Annotated in this window: 26 protein-coding genes; 16 read left to right on the forward strand and 10 right to left on the reverse strand. The window is 57.5% G+C overall.

Annotated elements, in window-relative coordinates:
- Nucleotides 1-3: 3 nt before the first annotated feature.
- The 8 genes from O4H53_RS24720 (at nucleotide 4) to O4H53_RS24755 (ending at nucleotide 8,321) form a co-directional block, all read left to right on the forward strand.
- Nucleotides 4-1,119 (forward strand): CaiB/BaiF CoA transferase family protein, encoded by a 1,116-nt coding sequence (locus O4H53_RS24720; RefSeq protein WP_009808034.1) that lies wholly within the window; start codon nucleotides 4-6, stop codon nucleotides 1,117-1,119.
- Nucleotides 1,116-1,997, forward strand: a complete 882-nt coding sequence (locus O4H53_RS24725; RefSeq protein ID WP_009808035.1) for a branched-chain amino acid ABC transporter permease — start codon at nucleotides 1,116-1,118, stop codon at nucleotides 1,995-1,997. The genes O4H53_RS24720 and O4H53_RS24725 overlap by 4 nt, the downstream gene beginning before the upstream one ends.
- Nucleotides 1,998-2,000: 3 nt before the next feature.
- On the forward strand, nucleotides 2,001-3,080 hold the full coding sequence (locus O4H53_RS24730) for a branched-chain amino acid ABC transporter permease (protein WP_009808036.1): 1,080 nt from the start codon (nucleotides 2,001-2,003) through the stop codon (nucleotides 3,078-3,080).
- Nucleotides 3,077-3,844, forward strand: coding sequence for an ABC transporter ATP-binding protein (locus O4H53_RS24735; protein ID WP_009808037.1), 768 nt, complete (start codon nucleotides 3,077-3,079; stop codon nucleotides 3,842-3,844). The genes O4H53_RS24730 and O4H53_RS24735 overlap by 4 nt, the downstream gene beginning before the upstream one ends.
- Nucleotides 3,841-4,611 carry an ABC transporter ATP-binding protein gene (locus O4H53_RS24740; RefSeq protein WP_009808038.1) on the forward strand — a complete coding sequence of 257 codons (771 nt, stop codon included), beginning with the start codon at nucleotides 3,841-3,843 and terminating at the stop codon, nucleotides 4,609-4,611. Before O4H53_RS24735 ends, O4H53_RS24740 begins: the two co-directional genes overlap by 4 nt.
- A gap of 5 nt (nucleotides 4,612-4,616) precedes the next feature.
- Nucleotides 4,617-6,455, forward strand: coding sequence for an AMP-dependent synthetase/ligase (locus tag O4H53_RS24745; RefSeq protein ID WP_050757564.1), 1,839 nt, complete (start codon nucleotides 4,617-4,619; stop codon nucleotides 6,453-6,455).
- Nucleotides 6,456-6,475: 20 nt separating this feature from the next.
- Nucleotides 6,476-7,639 carry an ABC transporter substrate-binding protein gene (locus O4H53_RS24750; RefSeq protein WP_039965744.1) on the forward strand — a complete coding sequence of 388 codons (1,164 nt, stop codon included), beginning with the start codon at nucleotides 6,476-6,478 and terminating at the stop codon, nucleotides 7,637-7,639.
- A 61-nt stretch (nucleotides 7,640-7,700) separates the two neighbouring features.
- Complete coding sequence (locus O4H53_RS24755) at nucleotides 7,701-8,321, forward strand: TetR/AcrR family transcriptional regulator (protein ID WP_074647008.1); 621 nt, start codon at nucleotides 7,701-7,703, stop codon at nucleotides 8,319-8,321.
- A gap of 314 nt (nucleotides 8,322-8,635) precedes the next feature.
- Here the strand turns inward: O4H53_RS24755 and O4H53_RS24760 are convergent, their stop codons facing one another.
- From O4H53_RS24760 to O4H53_RS24790, 7 genes are all read right to left on the reverse strand, one after another.
- The gene (locus tag O4H53_RS24760; protein WP_074647010.1) at nucleotides 8,636-9,841 is read right to left on the reverse strand and encodes a GIY-YIG nuclease family protein; all 1,206 of its coding nucleotides are present in this window, start codon (nucleotides 9,839-9,841) and stop codon (nucleotides 8,636-8,638) included.
- A complete protein-coding gene (locus O4H53_RS24765) occupies nucleotides 9,834-11,882 on the reverse strand; it encodes a pseudomurein-binding repeat-containing protein (protein ID WP_074647012.1) in 2,049 nt (682 codons plus the stop codon). Before O4H53_RS24765 ends, O4H53_RS24760 begins: the two co-directional genes overlap by 8 nt.
- A gap of 175 nt (nucleotides 11,883-12,057) precedes the next feature.
- A complete protein-coding gene (locus O4H53_RS24770; RefSeq protein ID WP_074647085.1) occupies nucleotides 12,058-13,512 on the reverse strand; it encodes an ATP-binding protein in 1,455 nt (484 codons plus the stop codon).
- Between the two features lie 160 nt (nucleotides 13,513-13,672).
- Nucleotides 13,673-14,557 carry a hypothetical protein gene (locus tag O4H53_RS24775; RefSeq protein ID WP_064223261.1) on the reverse strand — a complete coding sequence of 295 codons (885 nt, stop codon included), beginning with the start codon at nucleotides 14,555-14,557 and terminating at the stop codon, nucleotides 13,673-13,675.
- Nucleotides 14,554-17,277: a class I SAM-dependent DNA methyltransferase gene (locus O4H53_RS24780; RefSeq protein WP_074647014.1), complete on the reverse strand. Its 2,724-nt coding sequence runs from the start codon at nucleotides 17,275-17,277 to the stop codon at nucleotides 14,554-14,556. Before O4H53_RS24780 ends, O4H53_RS24775 begins: the two co-directional genes overlap by 4 nt.
- Nucleotides 17,274-17,696, reverse strand: coding sequence for a type II toxin-antitoxin system VapC family toxin (locus O4H53_RS24785; RefSeq protein ID WP_074647016.1), 423 nt, complete (start codon nucleotides 17,694-17,696; stop codon nucleotides 17,274-17,276). The genes O4H53_RS24780 and O4H53_RS24785 overlap by 4 nt, the downstream gene beginning before the upstream one ends.
- Nucleotides 17,697-17,699: 3 nt before the next feature.
- On the reverse strand, nucleotides 17,700-17,948 hold the full coding sequence (locus O4H53_RS24790) for a FitA-like ribbon-helix-helix domain-containing protein (protein ID WP_064223258.1): 249 nt from the start codon (nucleotides 17,946-17,948) through the stop codon (nucleotides 17,700-17,702).
- A 202-nt stretch (nucleotides 17,949-18,150) separates the two neighbouring features.
- On the opposite strand from O4H53_RS24790, the gene O4H53_RS24795 reads away from it, so the two are divergent.
- Nucleotides 18,151-18,906: a hypothetical protein gene (locus tag O4H53_RS24795; RefSeq protein WP_229678647.1), complete on the forward strand. Its 756-nt coding sequence runs from the start codon at nucleotides 18,151-18,153 to the stop codon at nucleotides 18,904-18,906.
- Nucleotides 18,907-19,008: 102 nt separating this feature from the next.
- Here the strand turns inward: O4H53_RS24795 and O4H53_RS24800 are convergent, their stop codons facing one another.
- The 3 genes from O4H53_RS24800 to O4H53_RS24810 form a co-directional block, all read right to left on the reverse strand.
- Nucleotides 19,009-19,233, reverse strand: coding sequence for a hypothetical protein (locus tag O4H53_RS24800; RefSeq protein WP_074647017.1), 225 nt, complete (start codon nucleotides 19,231-19,233; stop codon nucleotides 19,009-19,011).
- Nucleotides 19,234-19,399: 166 nt separating this feature from the next.
- Nucleotides 19,400-19,657, reverse strand: a complete 258-nt coding sequence (locus tag O4H53_RS24805) for a helix-turn-helix domain-containing protein (protein WP_074647018.1) — start codon at nucleotides 19,655-19,657, stop codon at nucleotides 19,400-19,402.
- 124 nt (nucleotides 19,658-19,781) lie between these two features.
- Nucleotides 19,782-20,033 (reverse strand): hypothetical protein, encoded by a 252-nt coding sequence (locus O4H53_RS24810; RefSeq protein WP_009808055.1) that lies wholly within the window; start codon nucleotides 20,031-20,033, stop codon nucleotides 19,782-19,784.
- Nucleotides 20,034-20,243: 210 nt separating this feature from the next.
- Here O4H53_RS24810 and O4H53_RS24815 point away from each other — a divergent pair, with 210 nt between their 5' ends.
- From O4H53_RS24815 to O4H53_RS24845, 7 genes are all read left to right on the forward strand, one after another.
- On the forward strand, nucleotides 20,244-20,612 hold the full coding sequence (locus tag O4H53_RS24815; protein ID WP_009808056.1) for a hypothetical protein: 369 nt from the start codon (nucleotides 20,244-20,246) through the stop codon (nucleotides 20,610-20,612).
- Nucleotides 20,613-20,655: 43 nt separating this feature from the next.
- Nucleotides 20,656-21,270, forward strand: a complete 615-nt coding sequence (locus tag O4H53_RS24820; protein ID WP_074647020.1) for a lytic transglycosylase domain-containing protein — start codon at nucleotides 20,656-20,658, stop codon at nucleotides 21,268-21,270.
- A complete protein-coding gene (locus tag O4H53_RS24825; protein ID WP_008282963.1) occupies nucleotides 21,267-21,560 on the forward strand; it encodes a TrbC/VirB2 family protein in 294 nt (97 codons plus the stop codon). Before O4H53_RS24820 ends, O4H53_RS24825 begins: the two co-directional genes overlap by 4 nt.
- Nucleotides 21,553-21,831: a type IV secretion system protein VirB3 gene (locus O4H53_RS24830; protein WP_074647022.1), complete on the forward strand. Its 279-nt coding sequence runs from the start codon at nucleotides 21,553-21,555 to the stop codon at nucleotides 21,829-21,831. The genes O4H53_RS24825 and O4H53_RS24830 overlap by 8 nt, the downstream gene beginning before the upstream one ends.
- The gene (locus O4H53_RS24835; protein WP_074647024.1) at nucleotides 21,821-24,196 is read left to right on the forward strand and encodes a VirB4 family type IV secretion system protein; all 2,376 of its coding nucleotides are present in this window, start codon (nucleotides 21,821-21,823) and stop codon (nucleotides 24,194-24,196) included. The genes O4H53_RS24830 and O4H53_RS24835 overlap by 11 nt, the downstream gene beginning before the upstream one ends.
- Nucleotides 24,193-24,360: a hypothetical protein gene (locus tag O4H53_RS24840; protein ID WP_176832927.1), complete on the forward strand. Its 168-nt coding sequence runs from the start codon at nucleotides 24,193-24,195 to the stop codon at nucleotides 24,358-24,360. Before O4H53_RS24835 ends, O4H53_RS24840 begins: the two co-directional genes overlap by 4 nt.
- A 55-nt stretch (nucleotides 24,361-24,415) precedes the next feature.
- A partial coding sequence (locus O4H53_RS24845) for a lytic transglycosylase domain-containing protein (RefSeq protein ID WP_269367619.1) occupies nucleotides 24,416-25,362 on the forward strand: 947 nt, incomplete at its 3' end.

Raw genomic sequence — 25,362 nt, forward strand, 5'->3', positions numbered from 1 at the left:
GCGATGCTGCAACGCTCAGGTCCCCTCAAAGGTGTACGCATTGTTGAAATGGCAGGTCTTGGCCCTGCGCCGTTTGCTGCGATGCATCTGGCTGATCTGGGCGCTGAAGTGGTGCGCATCGCGCGGCCCGGTCAGAAATTTCCGTTGCCGATTGATGCGAAATACAATCTGTTCAACCGCTCGCGCCGCAGCCTGACACTTGACCTGACAAAGGCCAGAGATGTCGACCGGCTCTGGCAGTTGATCGAACGTGCCGAGGTGCTGATCGAAGGGTTCAGGCCGGGCAAAATGGAAAAGCTGGGATTTGGTCCGGAACAGGTGCAGGCGCGCAATCCGGCCTTGGTCTATGGCCGATTGACCGGATGGGGACAGGAAGGGCCGCTGGCACATGCAGCGGGCCACGACATGAATTATGCCGCCATAACCGGTGCGGTTTGGGGTTTGGGCGATGCGGACCGCCCGCCACCTGCACCGATGAACCTGATCGCGGATCAGGGCGGCGGCGCGATGATGCTGAACGTTGGTATCCTTGCAGCCCTGACTCATGCGCGCGCCACGGGGCAGGGGCAGGTGGTCGATACGGCCATGACGGACGGGGTTAACCTGCTGATGACCATGCAGCACGGGTTGGTCGCATGTGGCGCTTGGTCTGATAAACGGTCTGGCGATTTTATCAACGGCGGCGTTGCGTGGTATCGTTGTTACGAAACGGGCGATGGCAAATATGTGTCCGTTGGATGTCTCGAACCGCAATTTTTTGCCGAACTTCTGGCACTTCTGGGCCTCACAGACGATCCGCGCTTTGCCGATCAATACGCACCCACCGCGCAGGCCAGTATGATGGACGCGCTTACGGAGATTTTCCTGACTGCGACCCAACAGGAATGGTGCGATATTCTGGAAGGCAGCGACGCGTGTTTCGCACCTGTGGTTTCTCTGGCTGACGCATCGGATCATGCGCATAATCGCGCCCGGGGCAGCTTTGTCACAGTAGGTGGCATCGAGATGCCGACGCCCGCACCGCGATTCTCGCGAACACAACCCGACACACCGACGACCGGAGATGCGGGAGAAATCAGCCTTGATGAAATCCTTGAACACTGGGGGAACAACGCATGACTGCCTTGTCTTTTGCCGATGCGATGCAGCTTTTTGTGGTCGGCCTGTCACAAGGGTGCCTTTATAGCCTGATCGCGATTGGTCTGGTGCTTGTGTATAAGGCGACTGAGCAGGTGAATTTTGCCCAAGGCGAATTCATGATGCTGGGGGCATTTGTCGGGTATCAGTTCATCGTGCTGATGGGGATGCCCTACTGGCTGGGTGCGATGTTGACATTGGTCTTCATGGGCGCATTCGGCTACGGCGTCGAAGCGCTTGTGGTGCGGCGCCTGACGGGCCAGCCGGTGTTCACTGTCTTTATCCTGACGCTGGCATTGGGTATCGCGCTCAGGGCGGTTGCAGGGATAATTTGGGGGTTTGGCAACTATTCGTTGCCTGCTCCGGTTGATGGCAATCTTACACTGGGCCCAGTGATCATTTCTTGGGCCAGCGTGTTGTCGATTGTTGTCACCGCGGTTGTCGCCAGCGCGCTGTACCTGTTTTTCCGTTACGCTCGGCAGGGTGTCGCCATGCAGGCGTTGTCCCTGAACCAGTTAGCAGCGTTCTACATGGGTATTCCTGTGAAACGGCTGACATCCTCGATCTGGGCAATGTCCGCGATCTTTGGCGGGATTGCCGGACTGCTCCTGGGGCCAATGACGTTGGTTTCGACGCAGATGGGTTTTATCGGGTTCAAGGCATTTGCAGGGGCAATTGTCGGTGGTTTCGGCTCCATCCCCGGTGCGGTGATCGGTTGCTTGCTGATCGGTGTGACGGAACCGTTTTTCGATATCATGTTCCCGACCCTCAAAGGAATTGGTGCCTACTTGATCATGTTCCTTGTGCTGTTGATCCGTCCGCAAGGCCTGCTGGCCCAAATTTATGCAAAGAAGGTCTAAGCCATGCGCGTAATTTTTCGCAAATCCTATGTTCAGGACATCCAGCTTTTCCGCGACCGTGGACAGGCATTCTGGTATCTGCTGTTTGCCGCGATCGCACTGGCCGCGCCGCTGTTTCTGGACGGCTATTTTCTGGATGAACTCTCATTCGTATTCATCTATGCTATCGCGGGTCTCGGGCTAATGGTGCTGACCGGATTTTCCGGGCAGGTGAGTTTCGGACAGGCGGCGTTTGTCGCAATCGGTGCCTACACTCACACGATCCTGCTGACCCGTTACAGCGTGCCGTGGCTTTTGTCGCTGCCGATAGCGGCGTTGGTGGCTGGGCTGGTCGGGTTGGCCGTCGGACGGATCTGCGGAAAGATGCACGGGCTGTATCTGGCGATTGCCACGCTTTCGATTGCGATTGTGACCGAACGGCTCATCGGTGGTGCGGGCGATTTCACAGGCGGTCATCGTGGCCTTTCGGTGCCGGAAATCAATATTCTCGGGCTGGCCATCGACGAAAGCTGGAAAGTTTATCTGCTGAATTTTGTCATCTTCGTGGGTTGTATCCTGATCGTTCGCAACCTGACACGCACAAGGTCGGGTCGCGCCATGATTGCGATCCGCGACTCCGAAGTGTCGGCGCGGGCGTTGGGAACCAATGTGGCCTTCTTCAAGGCATATGCGTTCTTCATCTCGGCAGTTTTTGCGGGCCTCGCGGGCGGGCTGCTGGCGCACGCCTTCTTCTACATCACGCCGGAAACCTTCGGAATGGGGGAATCCATCCGTCTGCTGTTGATGATCGTCGTCGGCGGGATCGGAACCATCCACGGCGCGGTTTTTGGGGCGTTCTTTATCGTGCTGCTGCCAACCGTGTTGAGCTGGGTCAAGATCGTGCTGCCCAGTGCAGTCGCCACGTCCGGCGGTTTCGATAGTCTTGCATTCGGTCTGATCCTGCTGGGGTTCATCCTGTTCGAACCTGACGGACTTTATGGACGCTGGACCAAGATCCATCACTATTTCAACGTGTTCCCGATGTACAAGAAGCGCAGTTTCCAGCGTCAGAAGACATTCCTCAAAACGGAGCGTTTAAGATGAACGGGTTGGAGATAGATAACGTATCGCTTTCCTTTGGTGGTTTGAAAGCGGTGGATGGCTTGAGCTTTTCAGTTGAACCGGGGTCGGTGTTCACCATCATTGGCCCCAATGGCGCGGGCAAAAGCACGGTGTTCAACCTCATCTGCCGGATTTACGATCCGTCGCAAGGCGACATCCGGTTCAACGGCAAAAGCCTGCGAAAAGCGAAATCCCATGAGGTAATCAACCACGGCATTGCGCGGACGTTCCAGAATATCGAACTGTTCGAACATGCGTCATTGCTTGATAACTTGCTGATCGGGCGCATCCGTCACGGCAAATTCGGGCCTCTGAGTGAGCTGTTTTTTACCCGTTCGCAGATGCGTCAGGAACTGGCCCACCGCCGCAAAGCCGAAGAAATAATCGAGTTTCTTGATCTCGAAGGCTACCGTCATGCACGGGTTGCGGATTTGCCGTATGGCGTGCGCAAAAAGACCGAAATGGCCCGCGCGTTGGTGTCGGAGCCAAAGATCCTGTTGCTGGACGAACCGTCAAGCGGACTGACCAGCGAGGAAACCGACGATACTGCTTTTGTGATTGAAGATATCCGCGAGGTCCTGGGTGTCACCGTTGTTATGATCGAACACGACATGAAACTGGTGAACAAAGTTTCGGACATGGTGCTGGCCATCAACGAAGGCCGGTTTCTTGCAAGCGGCAGCGCATCCGAAGTTCAAAGCGATCCCGATGTTCAGGCGGCATATCTGGGAGGGCAGGCAGCATGACCGAGGTACTGCGCGCCAGCAACGTCGAAACGATGTATGGCAGGGTGATGGCCATTCGCGGCATCAGCCTGACGGTCAAGGAAGGGTCGGTCGTTACGGTCATGGGCTCCAATGGGGCGGGCAAAACGACGATTTTGAAAACCATCTCCGGCGCGCTTGATCCGTTCAAGGGGCAGGTGGAATTTGAAGGGCGCGATATCACCGCGCTTGACCCAGATGTCATCGCGCGCGTCGGCATCGCCCATTCACCCGAAGGGCGCGAAGTGTTTTCCCTCTTGTCGGTCAAGGACAACCTGATGATGGGTGCCTATTGCCGCAAGGATCGCGATGAAGTGGCGCGTGACTTGGAAAAGGTGCTGGGCTGGTTTCCCGTGCTGCGCACCTTTCTGGAAAAGCAGGCGATCTATCTATCTGGCGGGCAACAACAGATGTTGGCTTTGGGTCGCGCGTTTATGCAGCGTCCGCGCGTGATGTTGCTGGACGAGCCGTCGCTGGGCCTGTCACCGCTCCTGATTTCCGAGATTTTCCAGATCATCAAACGGATCAACGTCGAAGAAGGCGTGACCATGTTGCTGGTTGAACAGAACGCCAGTGTTGCGCTGCCGGCCGCCGATTTCGGGTACGTCCTTGAAACCGGCCGGATCGTTATGGAAGGTGAACGCGACGTTCTCATGAAAAGTGCTGACATTCGCGAATTCTACCTTGGCATCAAAGCAGAAAGTGCGCGCGGCGACCGCCGCTGGAAAGCAAGAAAGACGTGGCGATGAACACAATGCAAGACCAATCCACCGCAGGATGGACGCCGCCGCCGGTCCAGATTGACGGCTGTGACACGTTCTCCAAACTGTTCCGGCAGAACTGCAAGAAGTTCGGCAACAAAATCGCAATCCGCGAAAAGGATTTCGGCATCTGGAAAGAATTCAGCTGGCTGGACTATTACGCATCCGCGCGCAGGGTCGGGTGTTCACTTATGGCGTTGGGCTACCGTGAAGGTGACGTGGCCGCGATCATTAGTGAAGACAACAAGGAGTGGGTGTTTGCCGACCTTGGCATCCAGTGCATCGGGGCCACGACTCACGGGCTATATCCTACTTTGCAGGAAAAGCAAGTTGCCTATCAGTTGAACGATAGCGGAGCGAAGGTGCTATTCGTTGAGGATGAAGAGCAGCTAGATAAGTATCTGGGTGTGGAGGACCAGCTTGATCATCTCGAAAAAGTTATCGTATTTGATATGGAAGGGTTGCGCAGTTTCCAGCATGACAAAGTCATAGGCTGGGAAGAATTTCTCGCACTGTCGGACGCTAAAATCGAAGAACTGAGCGTTGAATTTGAGCGCCGCGTTGATGCGGGCGATCCCGAAGATATCGCAACGCTGATCTATACGTCCGGCACAACCGGTGCTCCCAAAGGTGCCGCGATGTCGCACCGCTTCTTTCTAGCGCAATCGGATAATTACCCCGAATTGCCGCTCGGACCGGGCGATGAAGTTTTGACGTTCCTGCCGCTGTGTCACGCGGCCGAACGGATCCTGTCTGTCTGCGTGCCGATCCGTCACGGCATAACCATCAACATCGCGGAAAGCGGCGATACATTTGCCGCTGACATTCAGGAAGTCGCGCCAACATTCATCTTTGCGGTGCCGCGCGTGTGGGAAAAATTCTATTCCCGTATCAATTTTGTGATGAATGATGCCACCGCATTTGGCCGGTTTGCCTATGACCAAGCCCTGAAAACGGCTGGACGCAGGGAGGCATTGATTGCTGCGGGAAAATCTGTGCCGACGATGCTTAGGCTTAGGCATAAGGTGCTGGACTTTCTGGTGCTTCGAAATATCAGGGTCGAACTGGGACTGGCGCGCGCGCATACGATCGTATCGGGTGCGGCACCGATTTCAGCCCGACTGCTCAGCTGGTTCAATGCCCTTGGGGTGACAGTACAAGAGGCATATGGCCAGACCGAAACCGGCATTGTGACTGCAACCATACCGGGCAGATCACCGATCGGTTCCATCGGCCGGGCAATGCGCAATGTCGAAGCGAAACTGGCCGATGACGGTGAAATCCTCATTCGCTCATCCAGCAATTTTTCGGGTTATCTGAACCAGCCTGAAAAGACGGCGGAAACCGTGGTCGATGGCTGGGTCTATACGGGTGATGTTGGGACGATGGATGCCAATGGTGACCTAACTATTCTGGACCGCAAGAAGGACATCATCATCACCGCAGGCGGCAAGAACATTACGCCTTCGCAGTTGGAAAACGAGCTCAAATTCTCGCCCTATATTTCTGATGCGGTGATCATCGGGGACAAGCGCAAATACCTGAGCGTGCTGATCATGATCGACCACGAAAACGTTGAAAAATACGCGCAGGAAAAGCGTATCCCGTTTTCCAACTACAAATCCCTGTGCGCAAACACCCAAATCCAGGACTTGATCGAAGGCGAGGTGGAACAGGCGAACAGCGGTTTCGCGCCGGTCGAGCAGGTAAAGAAATTCCGGCTGATCGACGTACTTTTGACAGCCGAAGACGACGAGCTGACTCCGACGATGAAGCTTAAGCGCAACGAGATCGAGCGCAAATACAAAGACCTGATCGAAACGATGTATTGAAACACCAAAGGGAGAGACCAATGAAGAAACTAGCAACAGCACTTGCGTTTACCGCAATGACAGCCACCGGCGCGATGGCCGAGGGGCTGCAGGGCGTGACCGACGACATGATCACGCTTGGCACCTATACGGACCTAAGCGGGCCGTTGGCAGTCTGGGGTGTGCCCGAGGCGAATGGCCTGCGCATGCGCGTGGACGAGATCAATGCGGCGGGCGGCATTCACGGTCGCCAGCTTGAGATTATAATCGAGGACACGCAATATCAGGTGCCCCGCGCGATTCAGGTTGCAAACAAACTGATGCGCCGCGACCAGATTTTTGCGATGGTTGGCGCGCTTGGCACACCGATGAACCTAGCGATCATGCCGCAACAAATTGAAGCGGGAATTCCCAACATGTTCCCGATGTCGGCCGAGGTCGAGATGTATGAACCATTGGATCCGATGAAATACGCATTTTTTCGCAGCTATACAGACCAGTTTCGCGCGGGCGTTGCATACTTCAAGGAAAATGGTGATTTCTCAACACCCTGCATTGCGCAACTCGCAAATGAAGCTGGTGAATCAATGGCGCTTGGCGTCACGCAGCAATTGGCAGAGTATGACATGAAAGTCGCGGCCAAAACGGAGCATTCGGCAACCGAATCCGATATGCTCTCGTCTGTAACCACATTGAAAAACGCCGGTTGCGATATCGTGTTTCTGGCGGGTGGGGTGCGCGATACAATTCTAGTTGTTGCAACATCTAAAAAGCTTGGTTTTGAACCGACTTTCGTGACTGGAATGGTGTCCTATATGGATGCAGTTGCGACTGCCGCTGATGGCGCGATGGATGGTCTATATCTGGTATCGCCTTTTGTTTTTGCGAACGCAGGAGACTCCGAAGGGGAAGCAAAACGTATCCTGGAGAGTTACAGCGAAATTTACGGTGAAAAGATGGCCCCACAAGCGCAGCTTGGTTACGTTTTCATCGACCTGATTGCCGTGGCGCTCGAAGCTGCTGGTCGCGATCTGACGACCGAAGGATTTCTGGCCGCAACCGAAGCGATCACTAGCTATGTTGATCCGATCGGCGGCCAGTCGGTCAGCTTTGGCCCGGAAGACCATCAGGGCATCGAAAGTCTGATTATGGCAAAAGTCGAAGACGGTAAATGGACTATTGCGGCCCGCGGGCTCGACTACTAATCTGTCAGTGATAAATGCGGGCGGTGCTTCGGTTCCGCCCGTTGGTTTTGAAAGAGTAGCTTTGACTAGAATCCATTGGCACAAAAAAACCAAAGATGCCAAAGGCCAGCAAAAGCTGAAACGGCGGGCCATGCTCAATCTGGCCGCGCATTCGTTTTCAACAGTCGGATACAAACAGACATCGATGGATGACATCGCAGCGGCACTCGCAGTCACCAAGCCCGCGCTTTATTATTACGCCAAAAACAAAGAAGATATCCTGATGCAATGCGCCCGCATCTCGCTGGAGCGGGTCGAGCTATGCTTCACATCGGCAAAGGAAGTTCAGGGTAACGGGCTTGATCGTATCCGCGTATTCTTTAGAGTCTATGCGAACATGGTTGTGAGCGAATTCGGCTCTGCCTTGATGCGCGAAGCGCGGCGCAATCTGACCGGAGAAAATCAGAAGAATTTGCGTCAGACAATGATAGACGGTCAGAATTTTCTTGAAAGTATTATCGCAGAAGGGATCAAAGACGGTTCTATCCGCGATTGCGACTCAAAGCGCCTCGCACATGTGCTTTTTTCGGCCTTCAACCAGATGCCGATCTGGTATAATCCGAAAGGGCCGCTTAACCCAGAGAGTATTGCAGATGAAATGCTGGAACTAATCATCCATGGCGTGGGTGCGAAGAATACTTGATTCTAAATTTGTTGCCTATTCAAACAGCGCCGATTTTATTAAAGATTTAACATAAGATGGACTCTCGGATTTTTGAAGGAGCACTTTCATAATTAACATAAACTTCATTATGCGAATCTATCATGTACGCGGGTGCGCGCTACCCCCGACTGCGACTCTTGTTAGAAAACAAAAGGCGCAAGATAGAAGGTTGGCGGTACGCTGGGGTGCCGGTGAACGTGATGGCGCTCGACCATATTCCGCGAGTTCAAGCGCAATCCTTCTCCGATCCATGCATCCCGCTGGTCGAGGTGCCATAGAGTGTCACGCAGCATCTATTGCGGCATCTCCCCCGAAATCCGTTTGAGTCCGGCAGCGCGGGGATCATAGTGATAGCCCGTTATTGTGCCGTCCCTGATCTTTTCGACAGCGTCGTTGATTACAAAGAGAGGAACGAGGAACCATTCTCGCGGGACCACAGGCCTTCCAAAGCGATCCATGATCTCGATCTCGAGCCGTGCAGGTTCGAAAATGCGGTGGATCAGGTTCTCCAACTTGGACCGATTGATGTTGTAGAGCTCGTATGTCGCGACCACCTCGACATTCGCCATCAGAAACGTCGGCTGCAACTGCGCGCCGGCGATCCGCTTCTCGACGCTCATATTGGTAACGCCGATCTTGTGCACCAGTTCCCGGTTTTCCGTGACGAGTGGATGATCGGATTTGCTGCGAAGCACATAAATGATCCCGCTCGCCTCATCACCATCGATTGTCTGGTCCGAAAAAAGTGGGCCTGCCGATGGGTCAGTGATTCGGCGTCCCGCGCCGTCCTTGTTCAACGCGCGCTGGAGCGAGCGCATCAGCATGTTGCTCTCGGTGCCGTTGTCAAAAATCACCCGCAGACGAGCATCGGTACGACCTTGCTCATTCGTGATGGTCTCACCCTTTTCAGTAACATAGGCTTTCTGACCGCCGACGATGAAAAAGCGGCCCTTCTCAATCTCGGCTTTCATCTCGAAAGGGCGGGTCTCCCGCAAACCGCTATCCAGTTCTTTCTGGACCATCTCGAACAATGGCTTGAACTTCGAAAAATCTTCGCATTTTTCGCGATTGGCGACCTCGTCGGCGGCCTTTTTCTCGGCTGTAGAGCGGACATGCTTCAATTCTGTGAGTGGTGACTTGGCTACTTCTACGCCCAACTCAGCGAGCAGGGCATCGTCTTCTAGATCTTCGGCGCCCGACGTTGAGGCCGCAAAGGTTTCTGCAAGAAGACCTTGCTCGTCCAGTGGGGCAAGGAGATCGCGGCACTCCTGCAAGTCGCGGATCCGATCAAGACGCACGGCGTAGAGGCGTTCAAAGATATCAAGATCCTCCCCGTGTTGGGGAGGCTGGCCATGCTCCTCTGCAAATCGCGAGATTTCCTCAAAACCTGCGACGATGCGTTCTTCGCGTGGTGTGCGGCTGAGCTGCTTCTTGACTTCGACCTCGACGCCAAGCTCAGCAAGGAGGGCATCATCTTCGTCGGTGAAACTCTTAGCCATTGGCAGCTTCCTGCTTCATGCGCGCGAGATAAGCCACACCTTCGGCCATTTTCTTTTCCCACGGGTCCGGTGAAGTAATCGACGGCAGGCGGCCTCGCTCTTGCTTGAACTTGACGGCTCGCTTCGCAAGATCGCGCGCCTCATCCGGTGACAGTTGCACTTTTTTCGCCGAGATGACGGCCTGGACCTGCCGAAGGCTTTCCTCGCTCATAGTCTTTGCCAGAATCGAGTAGGCTTCGCCGAACGGGTTGATGCGATCAATCAGGTCGATGTCGAGTTCGCGCACGTCCATTGCGAATTTGCGCACCCCGTCGATCAAGGCGGTATTGCCGGTTGTTTCTGTGTCATCGCGGTTCGACAGCGCGATCTCTTTTGCCTTTTGGGTCAGGTTCAGCGCAGCAACTGCGTGTTGGCGCACCGCTTCCTGATCCTCTGCATCTAGCTCTGGGAACCTAGCACCGACAATCTTGCCCATGCGGACCTGCGTCAGTTCCTCCGGCACCAGCTCTTCGTCGAAGAGACCCCGTTCGATCGTAGTCTTGTCCTGAACGAAAGCTGTGATGACCTCATTGAGGTCCTCTTGGCAGATGCGCTTGGCTTCCTTGCTCTTGGGTTCGACCAGGCCTTTGATTTCGATCTGGAACTGCCCGCTGGCCTCGTCGAAGCCGACGTTTTCCTTGTTGGGATCATAGCCGCCCTCACCGTAATCAAACCCTTCGACAGGGCCACTTTTCACGGTCTTGGGTGTGAAGTTGAAACGCGGGGCCAGCACCTGTTCCATCAGCAGGCTCGCTGCGATCGCTTTCAGTGTATCGTTGACTGCCTCGGTCACGGCTTCGGCCGCGGCGTCGGGCTCCGCGATAAGGTTGGTGAAGCGCGCGCGCATCTTGCCCTCGGCATCGCGGGTGGCACGGCCGATGATCTGCACGATCTCCGTCAGGCTGGCGCGATAACCCACCGTCAGGGCGTGTTCGCACCAGATCCAGTCAAACCCTTCTTTCGCCATCCCGAGGGCGATGATGATGTCGACATGGTCGCGGTTGTTCTTATGCGCAGGGTCCTTCAGTGCGTTGGACACCTTGTCCCGCTTGGCCGGTTCATCATCGACCAGATCGGCGATGCGCAGCACCCGCTCCTCGGGCGTCTTGACCAGCTGAAAGCCTGTGATGGGATCCGCTCCCTGCCAATCGCCCAGGGCGTCAATGATATGCTCGACCTCGCGATGCTTGTCCTTGGTGCTTTCGCGCGAGTTCACGTTCGGGATGTGAAGGATCGTCTTCTCGGTCGGATCCAAAACCTTGAGAATGTCGTCCGCATAGGACCCGGAATAGAAGAAATAACCGATGTCAAGCGTCTTGAGGTATTTGTAGCCATTCAATTGCTGATAGTAGGTATAGGTGAAGGTATCGAACTTTGCCTCATCTTCGGGCGACAGAACGGCTTCGGCATCGCCGCGGAAATAGGACCCGGTCATCGCAACCAGATGCACCTTGTCGCGCGCGACAAGGGCGCCCAGATGCGTGCCCAGCTTATTATCAGGGTTGGCAGAGACGTGGTGAAACTCGTCTACCGCGATGAGCCGATCGTCAAACGCTTCAATCCCGAACTTGTCCACGGCGAACCGAAAGGTCGCGTGGGTGCAGACCAGAACCTTGTCGTCGCTCGCCAAGAACTTGCCGACAGCGCCCACTTTGCCATCATCCCCGCCGGGAGCGTTGCACAGGTTCCATCGCGGTTGCACGGTCCAGTCTGCCCAGAAGCCGTACTTGCTCAGTGGCTCGTCGTTGAAGCTGGACCCGATGGATTTTTCTGGCACCACGACGATGGCCTGACGCAGGCCCTGGTTGTATAGCTTGTCGAGTGCTATGAACATGAGCGCGCGGCTTTTGCCAGATGCCGGCGGCGACTTGATCAGCAGGTATTGCTCGCCCCGCTTCTCATAGGCACCCTCTTGCATTTCGCGCATGCCAAGCTCGTTCGATTTGGTCGAGCTTCCATTGGCCGCGTAATTGACAGAGACGGAAGGAACTTGCTTTGTCATGATGTTTTCCTTCTGAGGGGCGCAGAATCATTCGCTTTAGGGCAGGCAATCAAAACCCGATCAAGTAGCGATACCGCACCACGCCTATCGTAACAGTATGATTTATATGTATTTTCCAATTTACGCCCTCTAGCCCACATACGCACAATCAAAACCCGATCAAATGTTATCCCTGTCACGCCCATGAGGGGACATAGCCAGCACGAGGGCGTTCAGCATCCGCAGGACGGATCAGACCAGCATCCAGCGTTGCGCGAATAACCCGCGACGCCTGCGCAGCGTTCTGGTCGTCGATGCCGAGCCGCTCCCGAAGTGTCGCGTTCGTCATCTTCTGACCGCCTACGTATTTGAGCGCGGCATGTTGGTAACACGCTCGCACGGCTTCTTCCGGTGTCATGTCCGCAAAGCGGCGTGGTGCAAACAGAACCACGCGCACGGCGTCTCCCTCCATGCGGAAATCCGGTGGGGGCAACTGGTGTAGCTCAACCGCCGAGATCACCTTGTCGATGCCGGTGCCTTGTTCTTCGCAAAGTTTCATGCGCCGCATCAAGGAAGCAAGAGCTTCATTTCGGGAACGCGGGGGCGAGTCCAAAAACCGGTCGGGGCTAACCAAGGGGGCGCCCGGGTTCGTGATCTCCATGCGATCGCTGAATAACTCGATGAGTGGACCGGCACCGGTGATCGTCATGTCCTGGTGGATCAATGCGTTGGCGATCAATTCGCGGATCGCTATCGACGGGTAGAGCGGACGCTCCTCGCGGAATGCTTTACCAATCAATTCGTTGCGGGGCAGAAGGCCGTCGATGTAATCCACCAGCCCCTGAAATCCCGCTGCATAGCCGCGCTGGCCGTCCTGGCGGTGGCTCACGTCATCTGCACGTCCGGTGCCAGCATAGGCCACGAAACGAACCCCTTTGCGCTCTACAGAGGGGCCGAAATCGGAAAGTTTCTTGGCATACAGGATTGCGCCCAGATTGGTAATGTTCCAGCGGTCGCTTACATCTTTCTGGATCAGACGATCTGCCAATAGCTTGTCGAAGATCCCCTGCCTGTTATCCGGCAAGGGCTGGCCCGTAAGATCGAAGTAGTTGGCGTAATTCAGCCGCGCAAGAACGTCGTCGCCGGACAGGAACTGCGCCGCGACGCCTGTCTCCCAAGCGTAGGGCTGCAACTTGCTCCAGAGGGCACGCAGGCGTTCCGGATGGTCGGACAGGCGCGGCGTGGCACTGCCGATGCGCAAATAGGCGGTCCGGTCAAACTCTACCGGAGCGGTTGCGGCGGCGGGGATAGTCAGCAGGATCAGGCGCTGCCCGTCATGATCGACCTCTTCGAACCGGAACTCGATGCCCGGCTGGAGGTGGTTGGCCACCCACAGTTCGAGCGGCTGCCCCTTCTCCTTTTTCACGGTCGGCTCGAAACTCGTGCCGACAACCGCATGATCGCCGTCTCGCACCCCCCAGACCACATAGGCATAGTGCTGATCGGCCAGCCGTGCAGCATTGGACAAGGCAGAGATCAGCTTGCCGATCAACGGCCCGTCGGCATTGTTTTCCTTGAACTCGATCCATGTGGTTTCCGCTGGTTTGGCACGCAGATCGTCCACCAACCTGCGGGTGCGTTCCGCGCTCATGACAGGGTCAAGGGTCATAGTGTGTCCACTTTCTGACCCACCACGCCTGGGTAGCGTTTGTCGTAGGGGCATTCCTGTATTGCTCGCCGGCCCAGGTCGTTCGGCTTGGCCGGGCTACCGTTGGTGGCATAAATAATCGAAATGGAGGGAAAACCTTTGATCATTGACCTCTCACCCGCTTATCAAAACGTCTTAAAAATATGCGGGCTGTGATCAGGATTATTTGAAACCGAAAAGCACAATCTTCTTCATCTGACAGGCCCGGATGGCTGCCGTGCGGATGCAATCTTGCCCACAACCCCAATACGTACGCAGGTTTGCCTCTGTCGTTCTCCCACTCATTGTATTCGTGAAGTAGGAACGGTCCCGATTTTGTATCTGCAAGATATTGCCTCTTTGCGTCATCGCTAACCTTAGGATCACATCCAAAATACTCCGCAATTTTGTCCAGCAGTTCCTGATAGAAATCTCTGATCATCGCGTTGGCGGAAGACCAGTTCCCTTGCGAAAAGTTCTGAATCGCTTGATCCAAATGCCCCTTGGCGGCGCCCAACCCGTGCCGACCAAGTAAGGCCTCAATTTCGCTGGTCGCCTCTCGAAAATCTGTCTCAGGTACATCCTCAGGCAGCATCCGCCTGAGAACAGTCTGTGTAATGACCCTTGGAGCGTCATCGAAAATGGAAGATCTGCCCATTGGGTCTGGAACCTCCTCTTCCACAAGTGTGAAGCCATCCATTTTCAGACCAGCAAGAAGACGCAACCAGACATCTGGCTTGTTGCGCTTGCTTTGCTCGGATGCCGTAATTGCATGCTCAATCATGGCTCTGCTTAGGTCACAGTTTCCGTTGACCGTCGGAACAGAACGTCCCCCCATACTGCTTCTTGCGAACCGAACCATTTCAATGGCCTTCGATGCTACCGATCCAGAACCACAGAATTCGTCAACACCCCACCCTAGGGTGAGAGACGAGAAAGCGGTTTGTGTCGACATTTCAGCAATCATCTCGCCCGCTGCCATCAACGTCATGCTGTTAAAGTCGCTCATGCGCTCACCTTCGTCGTCATCTTCGTGTACATCTCGAACAGTTTTTCCAGCCGTTCGGTGTCGTTGCGGAAACGGCGGCCGATGTAGATGCGTTCCAGCACCTCGTCGTTGTGGTCATGCGCTGCGCGGAGGTTGGCGGGCATTTTTTCGGGGTCGTAGAGGTCGGCGATGGTGGCGGGGAAATGCGCCTCGCGGGCCAGAAGGATACCTTCGGCCGCCGCTGTCAGGTCGGCGCGGTTCTTTTCGGTCAGTTTCGGGACGGGGAAGGTGTTCCAGCCCATGGTGTTAGAGTAGCGATATCGAGTTTCCAGCTTCCCGCAAACCGTGGCGATCCAGACCAGATGCAGGCGCGAGGCGATCAGCGCCATGTTCCAGAGCGGGGCATCGTATAATGCGAGAGCGAGATTGGATACGCGAACGTCACTGGGCATCAAGCCACACGGCAGGTATTCTCGACGTTCAGAGGATACGCTTGGAACGACGATGGAATTTACTTCTCCAATGATTGTTCGCTCGAACTTGTACGGCGTCAGCAAGCCCGCTTTGCCGCGCTCGCTCCCACCCTGTCGGTAGATTCGAATGCGCTCCAAACGTTCCGCAATCGGAGGTATTGAGAATGCAAGTTCTGCTTGGTGATCTTCAATCCAAAGACAATATCTTTGTTGCCCATTGATGAACTCGCTCGATCCTACAATTGGCTTCACGAGAGGAGATGCCTGAGGGAAACCTTCCAAGAGATCGTTCGCTTCGTCAGGCGACAGTAACAGGTTGCCCTGATCCCGCGGTATGTTGCCGCCGAACATTGTCGCTATCTCTGCAATTGGTTCAGAGGCACGTTCAACAATAATATTGGCCCCTTCGGTGAGGTATGCATTTATGGCTTCGACTGACTTCATGAAGTCAGCTCCATAAATAGCTTTGGACCGTTCACCAACAGCGGCGATCCCAACGATCACACAGGTGACCTGAGCATTCTTGCTCGCATTATTGCCCCAAAGAAAGTTCTGATGTCCGAAAAATATTTCTTGTCCGTTCTGAAAAATTCGGGGCCAGATCAACGGAACTTGGACACCTTGGCAAATCGAGTTTGTAGAAACAAACGCGAAACAGCCGCCATACTTGATGAAGTCCGATGCCTTCCAGAACCAACCCGCGATGTAGTCAATTGCACGTACTTTTTTGTTTCCTGGTAGCAGCGCGTTCAGATCGTCCTTTTGCTCCTTGGTCTGATATTTGTCGCCGACATAAGGCGGGTTTCCGCAAACATACGTCTCGCCTCCTTCATTCGCGAAATCGATCTGCGCCTGATCCAGCGGCGACATGAACAAGTCATCCGCTTGAAACTTCACCCCCGTCCCCGTGGGCGGGCAGACCGACAGCCAGTCCAGCCGCAGGGCGTTGCCACAGGTGATCCAGTTCTGCGCGTCTAGCGGCAGGAACTCGGCCAACGCCTCTTTCTGGCCGCGATAGGTCACGTCGCATTGATATTCCGCGATGATCAGCGCCAGCCGCGCGATCTCGGCCGAGAAGTCGCGTAGTTCGATCCCGCGATAGTTGGTCAGGGGAATGTCGGTGCGGCGCAGCGGCTCGCCCCGGCGCTTGTTGATCTCATACTCGATCGCGCGCATTTCCTTGTAGGCGATCACAAGGAAGTTGCCCGACCCGCAGGCGGGGTCGAACACGCGGATCTTGGCCATGCGGGCGCGCAGATTGGCCAGCTTGCGGGCGTTGTCGCCCGCCGCCTCCAGTTCTGCCCGCAGATCATCTAGGAAGAGCGGGTTCAGCACCTTCAGAATGTTCGGCACGGACGTGTAGTGCATGCCGAGGACCGAGCGTTCCACCTCATCCGCGACGGCCTGGATCATCGAGCCGAAAATATCGGGGTTGATCTGTGTCCAGTCGAGGCTGCCGATATGGGACAGGTAGCGCTGCGCGATCTTGGAAAAGCGCGGCACATCGGTGCTGCCCGAGAAGAGGCCACCGTTCACATAGGGAAAGGTGTCGGCCCAGCGGGGCAGCTTGGCCTCGGCCCGTTTGGGGATGGCGGTGTTCATCGCACGGAAGATCTCGCCGATGACTTCGTGCGTGTTCGACCCGTCGCGGTTCGCCATCTGGTCGATGGTGGCGGTGAACAGGTTGTCGCTGACGAAGATGTCGGTGTCTTCGGCGAAGAAGCAGAAGATCAGCCGCGCCATGAAATGGTTCATGTCGTGGCGTTTTTCGGCGCTGCCCCAGTCGGGGTTGTCCTTGATCAGCTCGACATAGAGCCGGTTGAGGCGGCTGGTGGCGCGGATGTCAAACGCACTTTCGCGGATCTGCTTGACGGTAGAGATGCCGGCGAGCGGCAGGAAGAAGCCGAAGTGATCGGGGAAATCGGTGTAGCGGCAGGCGATGGTCTCGCCGGTGGTGATGTCCTCGGCCTCGAGGTCGATGCCGTCAGTGGCGAGGATGAACTTCGCCTTGGCGCGGGAGGTGGCAGGGCTTTCGCGCAGGGCGGCGAGGGTTGCCGCGATTTCGCCCGGGACGCAGGTCGCAAGGTGGATGTTGTTGGTCTGCAGGACGCCGCCGATGTCGGACTTGTTCGATGCGCCGGTGCGCAGGCGCTTGATTGTCGTCTCCTTGTTTCCGAAGGCCATGAGGAAGGCATAGGGGAACTCTGCCGCATCAAAGGGCTGCTCGGCGAGTTCGGAAACGGCTTGTTCAATCTCAACGGCGTTCATGCGGTAGTCCAGGGGTTGATCAGGTCGATCTCGCAACCCTCGAAGTCAGGCGTGTTGCGCGTGGCGACGGAGGCACCACGGGTGTGGGCAATTGAGGCAATCTGGCAATCGGCCTGGGTGATCGGTCGCCCGGCGGACCGTCGTGCGGCGGAGATGGCGGCATAGGACTGCGCGGCGGCGCTGTCGAAAGGCAGAATGCGCCCCGCAAGGTCCTCACGCAGGATGCTGTCCACTGCATCAACCAGCGCGGCGCGCCGCTTGCCGTTCCCCATGATCGCGAGGCCGTAGCGCAGTTCCGCTTCCGATATCGAGGTCAGGTAGACGTTGAGCCCGTCCTGCGCCGACAGCCATTGCTCGACCCTCGGCTCGGGAGCCGGGCGCAACAGCTCAGAGAGGACATTCGTGTCGAGGATGATCATGCGTCAGGCCTGGTCGAACGCGGGCGGTTCACGCATGGCTTCACGCTGCGGAAGGTCGAGATCAACGCCACCCAGAGGCGCGACCCGCTCGCGGATGGCCGCGGCAAGATCGTGGGATGGCTTCGCTTCGCCGACAACATGGCGCAAGATCTCGCGCGCCTCCTCTTCCATCGAACGGCCGTGCTCAGCCGCACGGATGCGAAGGCGGCGCTTCACGTCATCGTCAAGGTTCCGGATGGTAATGCTTGCCATGATCTCCTCCTGATAGGAGTGTAATCATCGCAATCAATGCGATCAAGGCTAATCGCTGGAACGCATGGTTTCCTCAGGGTGGGCAAGCCGACGCTGTCAGCTCGCGATCTTGCTGATCACCGCAACTGTTATACGCATCATCAATGTTGCAATAGTATATTTTCGTATGTATGCTGGGTGAAGATTGTCAAGGGTCCTTGCCATGCGTTTCGAATTCAAAAACCTCGCTCTGGCGGCCTTTTTAGCTCTCGCCTTGTCCGGCCCAACAGTTCCCACGCAAGCCCGCGCCCAAACCTATCCGATCGACTGCGCCATCTTGCTGTGTTTGTCCGGTGGCTGGCCGGCTTCTGTGCCATGCGCACGCGCGCGGGCCGAGTTCATCCGGCGCATCACACCTTGGCCGGTGGAGCCGCCGCTTCAGATTTGGCGCTGCCCCATGGGTGCGTCTTACGATGGTCCTGCCAGGTCGCGCCCCACGGACCGGATCTTCGATGCCCTATATGGTGGTTCAGGAACCCCACCAAACTCTTCAACCCCGCTTTTTGATCAGGCAGCCGAGGCAGGCGGAATGCTCGGGCTGAAAGGCTCCAACGCGGCTTGGGACAACCTCGTAAGGGCTGATTACGCCCTCCAGCTCGTAGAAGACCGCGCCGACATCGATATCAGCGGGCCGGAATTCAATTTCGTGCGCTCTATTCGCGTCTTTGACGTTCGTTATGCTCGCCAGCACGAATCCGGGCGAGATGGCGACTGCAACCGCAGTGCCGTCGTTGTCCTCGGCACCTACGGGATCCAGGGCGATTTTTCCTGGAGGGCGTCGTCACCCGCAGCGCTGCCTGCTGCGCATGCCGGTCTCGAGCGATGGGGCGAGCACTGTCCGAGCATTTATCACAGATCCGTCTTCGCGGAGTGGCGTGACTATAGCGGGAATTACGGCTTCGAGCAGGTCAATTACTGACTGTTGAGGCGCCGCGACGTCGCACAGAGCCTTGTAAAGATTAAACCTGTAACGCAGGCACAAGCACACAATCGACGGCCATAAAGGCCATAGTCTTCCATGTCAGTCGTCGCGACAGGGCAGCTGCGTGAGAGACGCGAAGTCGATTTCAGCTTTATCGGCATCGCTAAGATCCGGGTAAATCCTTGAGACGCGCTGTGGGCCATGCATGTCCCACCGGATTGCCAGAGCACCTGTGTTCCAGCGATATACCCAGCCGACAATGGTTTTTTCATCGGCTGCGATCAAATTGGCGATCGCGACGCCTTCGACCTCATTTTCGTTCACTGTTTACTGACTTCCTGCAAATTGGCGTTGCGGATAGCAGCTCAGATCCAAAGCGTTTGCTGCAACCATATGCCGGGCCTCGTTAAAATCGGTCACTGTTCGTCCTCGCGGTAACGAATTCACAACGGGAGAAGTCAGCTCCCGTGCTCTCGATTGATGAAATTGCTTAAATCCTGTGGTCGGGCTCCGTGGCGGCTTCGACGATCGCCAAAACCTCGAAGGGGTCAAAGCCGATGGCGCGCGCCAGAACGACCAGTTCGACGACGTCGATCCGGCGTTCACCGCTTTCGAGGCGTGCCACGAGAGATTGATGGCACTTGAGCCTGTCCGCCAAGTCGTCCTGGCCCAAGCCTGCGCTTTTACGCGCGTCGACCAACGCCTGGCAAAGTGCCACCTGTCCCGTGCTTCTGATTGTCTTTGCCACGCGTCACATACCTTTTGTGACGTCGCTAGCGGATGAAATCTGTTATCTAAAAAGTAGATATATGAGGGTGTTATCGGCGTCTGGTTTCCATGGGCTGCAAGTCTGATGCTCCCGAGGTTGCCCATCAATCCCCTACCGATTGTAGAAATCGGCCATATTCCTCGCTGACTTCGCGCGCTTCCTCGAAAGCGCGGGCGCGTTCGCTGTCGAGGCAACGGAAGTAGCTCTGGATATCCTGGATGTAGTCTTCGAAATCGCCACGGATGATATCCGCATAGTCCCGCGCGGCCTGCGAATCGCTTGGCAGGAAAGGGCGGGATGGCGCAAAGCAGGATTCCGCCAAAACCGGTCCGGGAACGCAGATCAGAAGGGCCATAGCTTGCAATGGGAGCAGGCATGTCAACCTTGGGTTTCTCAAACCTGTTATCTCCTTGATCGCAGACACTGGCCGTGACTAGTGTTTGCGTGACCAAACTACAGCTAAAGCACGATATTACATCTTGCGGTTGATAATATACTATCGTAACTCTGGGCTTCAAGTAGGAATGCCTGGGGTCGCGCCATTGGAGAAAGCGTGAGCCGGGCCATGAACTGGGACATCGAAGCACCAAATGTGGTTACGGAAGCCAGGTTCCGCGAACTCGTGGAAAGCGGCTATAGCGCAGAAATCCTGTGCCAGGAGTCGGCACACAAGAAAGGCCCCAGCTATTACGGGGTCTGGATCATGCGTGTGGTCACCAACGAAGGCGTGGAAAAGCTCCTCGTCACCGCCCGCACTCGGACGACCTACAACGATATCAAGATCCGCGAGTTCAAGACGATCTCCGGCGTGGTGTCATTCTTCATTGGCCTTGGCTTTGCGCATGTCGATCTGCCGCTTGAGGCGGGCACAAGCCGTACGCACAAACTTGCGCCGTCAGAAAAAGCCCCATCAGACAAGGGCGCTGACACCTAGCCTTGTCTGTCTCTGGCTGGTCGCCGCGCCAGCCTCAGCGCAAATGGTCCTGGTCATGGAGAGCGACGGCTCTCTGACCCCATCCCGGTCTCAGAGCGGTTTTGCCCGGAACTACAATGACGGCATTGGTCAGGGTTCGGCCTACGATGGGATCGCTATCTTCGGCGAGTTAGAGGCCGAGCAAGAGGGCGTCCAAGTCGCGGCCCTTGCCCGCCCGACTCCCCTGCCCCACGCAGATGTCCTCTCCGGGATTCAGACCACGGCTTTGCGCTATGCCGGCCATCCCGGCCTGCGTCGCGCGGGGCTTTCCGTGACGGATTGGCTGGCTCTCTATCGGGCCAATATCGAGGTTGAGAGCGCCTACCGGCAGGATGCGATTTCAAGTGCAGGTGCCATCGGCCTCGGTCAATTGATGCCCGCAACAGCGCGCGACCTCGGCGTTGACCCGCGTGACCCCCAACAGAACCTCGACGGCTCTGCCCGCTACCTCGCGATGATGCTGGAGACGTTCGGCGATCCGCATCTGGCGCTGGCGGCCTACAACGCTGGTCCCGACGCCGTGCGCCAACACGGTGGCATTCCCCCTTACCGAGAAACCCAGAACCACGTGGCCCGCGTCATGGCTGTCGTGGCCCGATTGGAAGGATCAAATTCATGAAACAGATTTCAAACCTCTTTGTCGCCTCGCTGGCGCTATTCCTGTTCATTGCCGAGCCCGCCCTTGCACAGAGCATCGATCTCTCCCCGATCCAGAGCTTGTTGCAGGGCATTGTCGATGCGCTGACTGGCCCACTTGGCGTTGTCATCGCGACGCTTGCCGTTCTCGGGGTCTTTCTCAGCTGGTTCTTCAACATCATCGATCTGCGCCAGGCGCTTTGGGTCCTCGTGGGCATCGCCGGTGTTGCGGCCGCCCCCACCATCGTTGCCGCGGTCTTTGCCGGTGGCTGAACGCTCGCCTCTCTTTCTCGGGCTCGTGCGCCCGCCGAAGCTTTTGGGCCTGCCCATCATGTACGCGATGGTCTGGCTCTTCGGATCGGTGCTCTTGTTCGTCTGGGTCCAGCACATCGCGGTGCTGGGTGTCGCGGCCCTGCTCTACCCGTTGCTTTGGAAGGCCGCAGATTGGGACCCGCGTTTCATCGACGTGATGGTGACGGCGCTGCAGGAGACACCGCCCACGCGCAACAGGTCCATTCATGGCGGGGACAGCTATGCCCCGTGATGACGCCCGTGATGCTGCGCTCGATGCCCGCACAATGACGCCAGACTGGTATGCGCGCGAGACCCGCCTCGCGCATATGCTGCCCTATGTGAGCCTCGTTGACGACCAGACCGTGCGGACTCGGGTGAACGAACTCTTCCGCTGCATCCGGCTCGAGGGGATCAACAGCTACACGACGGACGATGCCTATCTCGACAAACTGACGGCACTTTTTGCCCGCATCGTCGCGCAGCTCGGGCCGGAATTCAGCTATTACGTCCACAAGGTCTCCAAGGCCATCAAACCTGATCTCGACCCGATCCGTGAGGACAGCTTCGCTGGCGAGGTTGACCGGCGCTGGCGCGCGAAACTCGAGACCAGCGGGCTCCGCGACAAAACACTGACGCTCACCGTCATTCACCGCCCGCCGCACAAAAGCCTCCTGCCGTTCCTCAGCCGCAGCGCACCGGACCGCCTGAGAGAGGAGACCCGCAAACGCCAGCAGCGCCTCAGCGAGGCCGTGAACGTCTTCCTCTCGGGGCTGACCGAGCTCAAGCCGCGCCTGCTGTCAGCCGGATCGGGAGAGTTGGTGGGATTTTTGGGCGCGCTCAACACGGGCACCGAGCTGCCGCTCTACCCGGCCAACACCTACGGCTTTCTGTCCTTCAACGTCGCCAATACCCGCGTGACGTTTCACGGCGATCATTTCGAGCTGTCGGAAGGCGTCGTGGGGCATCGCTACGGCAAGAGTTTCACCATCGGGGAATACTCGGAAGGCACCTCCTGCACCATGTTCGACATGCTGAACCTGCCGGTCGACATGATCGTGACGCACTCCTTCACGCCGATCAATTCGAACCTCATGGCGGGCCGCATCAAGCGGCAAAAGCGCCAGATGCAGGCCAGCCAGGACGCAGCCCTCTCGCTCCTGGAAGCCCTCGACATCGCCGCCGATGATCTCGAGGCCAAGCGCCAAAGCTTCGGCGAGCATCACATGGTCGTGACGCTCTTTTGCGACACGCTCGAAGAGCTGCAAACCCTCAGCGCGGAGATCGTGAACGCCGCCGCGACCGAGGGCGTGAAGATGATCGGCGAGCGGGTCGCGGCCAAGGCGCATTACCTCAGCCAGCACCCCGGCAACCAGCCCAAGCGCGTCCGCGCCAGCGCCGTCACCAATCGCAACTTCGCGGATTTCGCGGCGTTTCATCGGACCCAGCTGGGCAAACCCGCTGAGAAAACCCCTTGGGGCCGGGTCATCACCTATCTGCCCACGCCGGAGCAAAGCGCCTACCGGTTTTCCTATCACGAACAAGGCTCGCCCGACAAAGAACCGACAAGCGGCCATAGCCTGATCATGGGGCGGCCCGGGTCAGGTAAGTCTGTGCTTTCGGCGTTTCTCATGACGCAAGCCCGTCGCGCGGGCGCCCGGATCTTCGTTTTCGACTACCGCCTCGGGATGGAGATGGCGGTCCGCGCGAATGGCGGGCGCTACGCCTCCCTGAACGCCGGTCAGCCCACGGGCCTCAACCCGCTCTGGACCGAGACCGATGCGCGCGGCACCGCCTGGCTCTCGGACTGGCTTGCCACGCTTCTTTACCGCGCTGACAAGCCGCTGACCCCGGCGCAGACCAACCGCATCCAGGAAGTCGTGCGCCAGAATGCCCAGGCCACCAACCCGGCCCTGCGGAACTGGCGGGATTTCGCGTCGCTTTTTGTGTCCACCGATGATGGCGGCGATCTGCACCAGCGCCTGCTCGAATGGACCGAGGACGGCCGCTATGGCTGGATCTTCGGGCAGAGCCTCGAGGACACCTTCTCGCTCAAGGGCGATGTGGTGGGCTTCGATCTGACCGGCATTCTCGACAGCGAGGCCGACAAGGAACGGATGGCGGTCCTCTCCTATCTCTTCCGCCGGGTCGAGCGCGAAATCGAGGACCGCCGCCCCACCATCATCGTGATCGACGAGGCCTGGAAGGCCCTCGATAACGCGTATTTCGCCGAGCGGCTGTCGAACTGGCTGGTGACAGCGCGCAAACAGAACACGGTCGCGGTGATGATGACGCAATACGCAAGCCAGCTCGAGCGCACCCGGACCGGCAAGACCATCATCGAGGCGGTGCCGACGCAGATCCTGCTCCCCAATATCCGCGCGCAGCCAGCGGACTACGCCATGCTGAACCTCACGGAGAAGGAGCTCGATGTCCTTCTCAACACGGGCAGCAACAGCCGCTTGGCGCTCATCCGTGACGATCAGGGCTCGATCGTCGTCGATGCCGATCTGAGCGCCCTTGGGCCCAATCTCACCATCCTTGGCGGCATGGAAAAGGGCGAGGCGCTCGTCGGCGCCGATTACCGCGACCGCCCGGACTTCTGGAGGCTTTCATGATCCGTATTCTTATCGCTTTGGCTGCGCTCGGCGCTTTGGCCTCCTGCACCCAGTACCGGGAGCCGCAGGCGAACTGCTTCACATTCCTCGCGTCAACGGCACCCGTCGCGCCTGATTGCACCTTCACGCCTCTCGGCACCCCGGAGGGCGGCATTGACGTCTAGCCTGCCTCATATCCTCGCGTTTTGCCTGCTGCCCGGTCTCGCCTTGTCTCAAGGCGTGCCGACCAATGACAGTGGGCTGACCGCGCGTGATATCGTCGAAACAGGCGATCGCGAGGCCGACTTGGCCCTGCAGGCCGATAAGCTCGCCGTACGCGAGCTCATTGCCGAGATCGAACGGGAGCAGCTGGAAACCCTGCAACGCATCCTCGATGCCCAGACCAGCTTCGGCGGTCAGGGCCTGCCTGCCATGGTCTCGGGGCTGGAAAGCGGCAGCGGGGATCCGGCCCGGTCAGTCGAGGCGGCCTATGGCAATGCCGACATCGACCCCAATCCCGGCGGTGTGCAGATGTTCGGCGACGCCGCCGATAACATCGAGCAGCTCATCATCCGCGTCGCCCAGGAAACCAGCGGCTTTGCGGGTGTTGGCCGCGCAGGCCTCTCCCCCGTCCAGTGGCGAGCGCTTCTACAGGCGCTGATCTGGCAGGAAAGCCGGTTTACGATTGGGGCACGGTCTCCCGTCGGCGCCTATGGCCTCACCCAGATCATGCCGGGCACCGCCAGCGATCTGGGCATCAACCCGGAATACTATGACAGCCCCTATCTGCAGGTGCATGGCGGCGCGCGCTATCTCGCGACCCAGCTCAGCACATTCGATGGCAACATCATCAACGCCCTCGCGGCCTATAACGCCGGACCCGGCCGGGTTTTCGAGTATGGCGGCGTGCCCCCCTTCCGCGAGACACAGCACTACGTGTCGGTCATCCCTGAACGCTACAATCTCTATCTAAGCCGTATCGGCGGGATCGAAGCGCTTGGCACGATCGACCCTGCTCTGCTGGCCAATGCGAACCTTTCCATTACCGGGCATGGCGCCGCCTTCTATGGCAACAATTCCCCTGCGGCGATCAGGCAGGCCACCCTGCGCATTGCGGATATCGTCGAACGGATTTCCGAAACGGAAGATGTGCAGGAGAGCGTCGCGCTCAACACCTATGCCCGCGC

The sequence above is a fragment of the Sulfitobacter sp. G21635-S1 genome (assembly GCF_027213915.1).
GTDB lineage: Bacteria > Pseudomonadota > Alphaproteobacteria > Rhodobacterales > Rhodobacteraceae > Sulfitobacter.

What these genes read in the sequence shown, in the direction of transcription:
- O4H53_RS24720 (WP_009808034.1), top strand. Translation starts at nt 4, where the DNA reads ATGCTGCAACGCTCAGGTCCCCTCAAAGGTGTACGCATTGTTGAAATG.
- O4H53_RS24725 (WP_009808035.1), top strand. Translation starts at nt 1,116, where the DNA reads ATGACTGCCTTGTCTTTTGCCGATGCGATGCAGCTTTTTGTGGTCGGC.
- O4H53_RS24730 (WP_009808036.1), top strand. Translation starts at nt 2,001, where the DNA reads ATGCGCGTAATTTTTCGCAAATCCTATGTTCAGGACATCCAGCTTTTC.
- O4H53_RS24735 (WP_009808037.1), top strand. Translation starts at nt 3,077, where the DNA reads ATGAACGGGTTGGAGATAGATAACGTATCGCTTTCCTTTGGTGGTTTG.
- O4H53_RS24740 (WP_009808038.1), top strand. Translation starts at nt 3,841, where the DNA reads ATGACCGAGGTACTGCGCGCCAGCAACGTCGAAACGATGTATGGCAGG.
- O4H53_RS24745 (WP_050757564.1), top strand. Translation starts at nt 4,617, where the DNA reads ATGCAAGACCAATCCACCGCAGGATGGACGCCGCCGCCGGTCCAGATT.
- O4H53_RS24750 (WP_039965744.1), top strand. Translation starts at nt 6,476, where the DNA reads ATGAAGAAACTAGCAACAGCACTTGCGTTTACCGCAATGACAGCCACC.
- O4H53_RS24760 (WP_074647010.1), bottom strand. Translation starts at nt 9,841, where the DNA reads ATGGCTAAGAGTTTCACCGACGAAGATGATGCCCTCCTTGCTGAGCTT.
- O4H53_RS24765 (WP_074647012.1), bottom strand. Translation starts at nt 11,882, where the DNA reads ATGACAAAGCAAGTTCCTTCCGTCTCTGTCAATTACGCGGCCAATGGA.
- O4H53_RS24770 (WP_074647085.1), bottom strand. Translation starts at nt 13,512, where the DNA reads ATGAGCGCGGAACGCACCCGCAGGTTGGTGGACGATCTGCGTGCCAAA.
- O4H53_RS24775 (WP_064223261.1), bottom strand. Translation starts at nt 14,557, where the DNA reads ATGAGCGACTTTAACAGCATGACGTTGATGGCAGCGGGCGAGATGATT.
- O4H53_RS24780 (WP_074647014.1), bottom strand. Translation starts at nt 17,277, where the DNA reads ATGAACGCCGTTGAGATTGAACAAGCCGTTTCCGAACTCGCCGAGCAG.
- O4H53_RS24785 (WP_074647016.1), bottom strand. Translation starts at nt 17,696, where the DNA reads ATGATCATCCTCGACACGAATGTCCTCTCTGAGCTGTTGCGCCCGGCT.
- O4H53_RS24790 (WP_064223258.1), bottom strand. Translation starts at nt 17,948, where the DNA reads ATGGCAAGCATTACCATCCGGAACCTTGACGATGACGTGAAGCGCCGC.
- O4H53_RS24795 (WP_229678647.1), top strand. Translation starts at nt 18,151, where the DNA reads ATGCGTTTCGAATTCAAAAACCTCGCTCTGGCGGCCTTTTTAGCTCTC.
- O4H53_RS24810 (WP_009808055.1), bottom strand. Translation starts at nt 20,033, where the DNA reads ATGGCCCTTCTGATCTGCGTTCCCGGACCGGTTTTGGCGGAATCCTGC.
- O4H53_RS24815 (WP_009808056.1), top strand. Translation starts at nt 20,244, where the DNA reads ATGAACTGGGACATCGAAGCACCAAATGTGGTTACGGAAGCCAGGTTC.
- O4H53_RS24820 (WP_074647020.1), top strand. Translation starts at nt 20,656, where the DNA reads ATGGTCCTGGTCATGGAGAGCGACGGCTCTCTGACCCCATCCCGGTCT.
- O4H53_RS24825 (WP_008282963.1), top strand. Translation starts at nt 21,267, where the DNA reads ATGAAACAGATTTCAAACCTCTTTGTCGCCTCGCTGGCGCTATTCCTG.
- O4H53_RS24835 (WP_074647024.1), top strand. Translation starts at nt 21,821, where the DNA reads ATGCCCCGTGATGACGCCCGTGATGCTGCGCTCGATGCCCGCACAATG.
- O4H53_RS24840 (WP_176832927.1), top strand. Translation starts at nt 24,193, where the DNA reads ATGATCCGTATTCTTATCGCTTTGGCTGCGCTCGGCGCTTTGGCCTCC.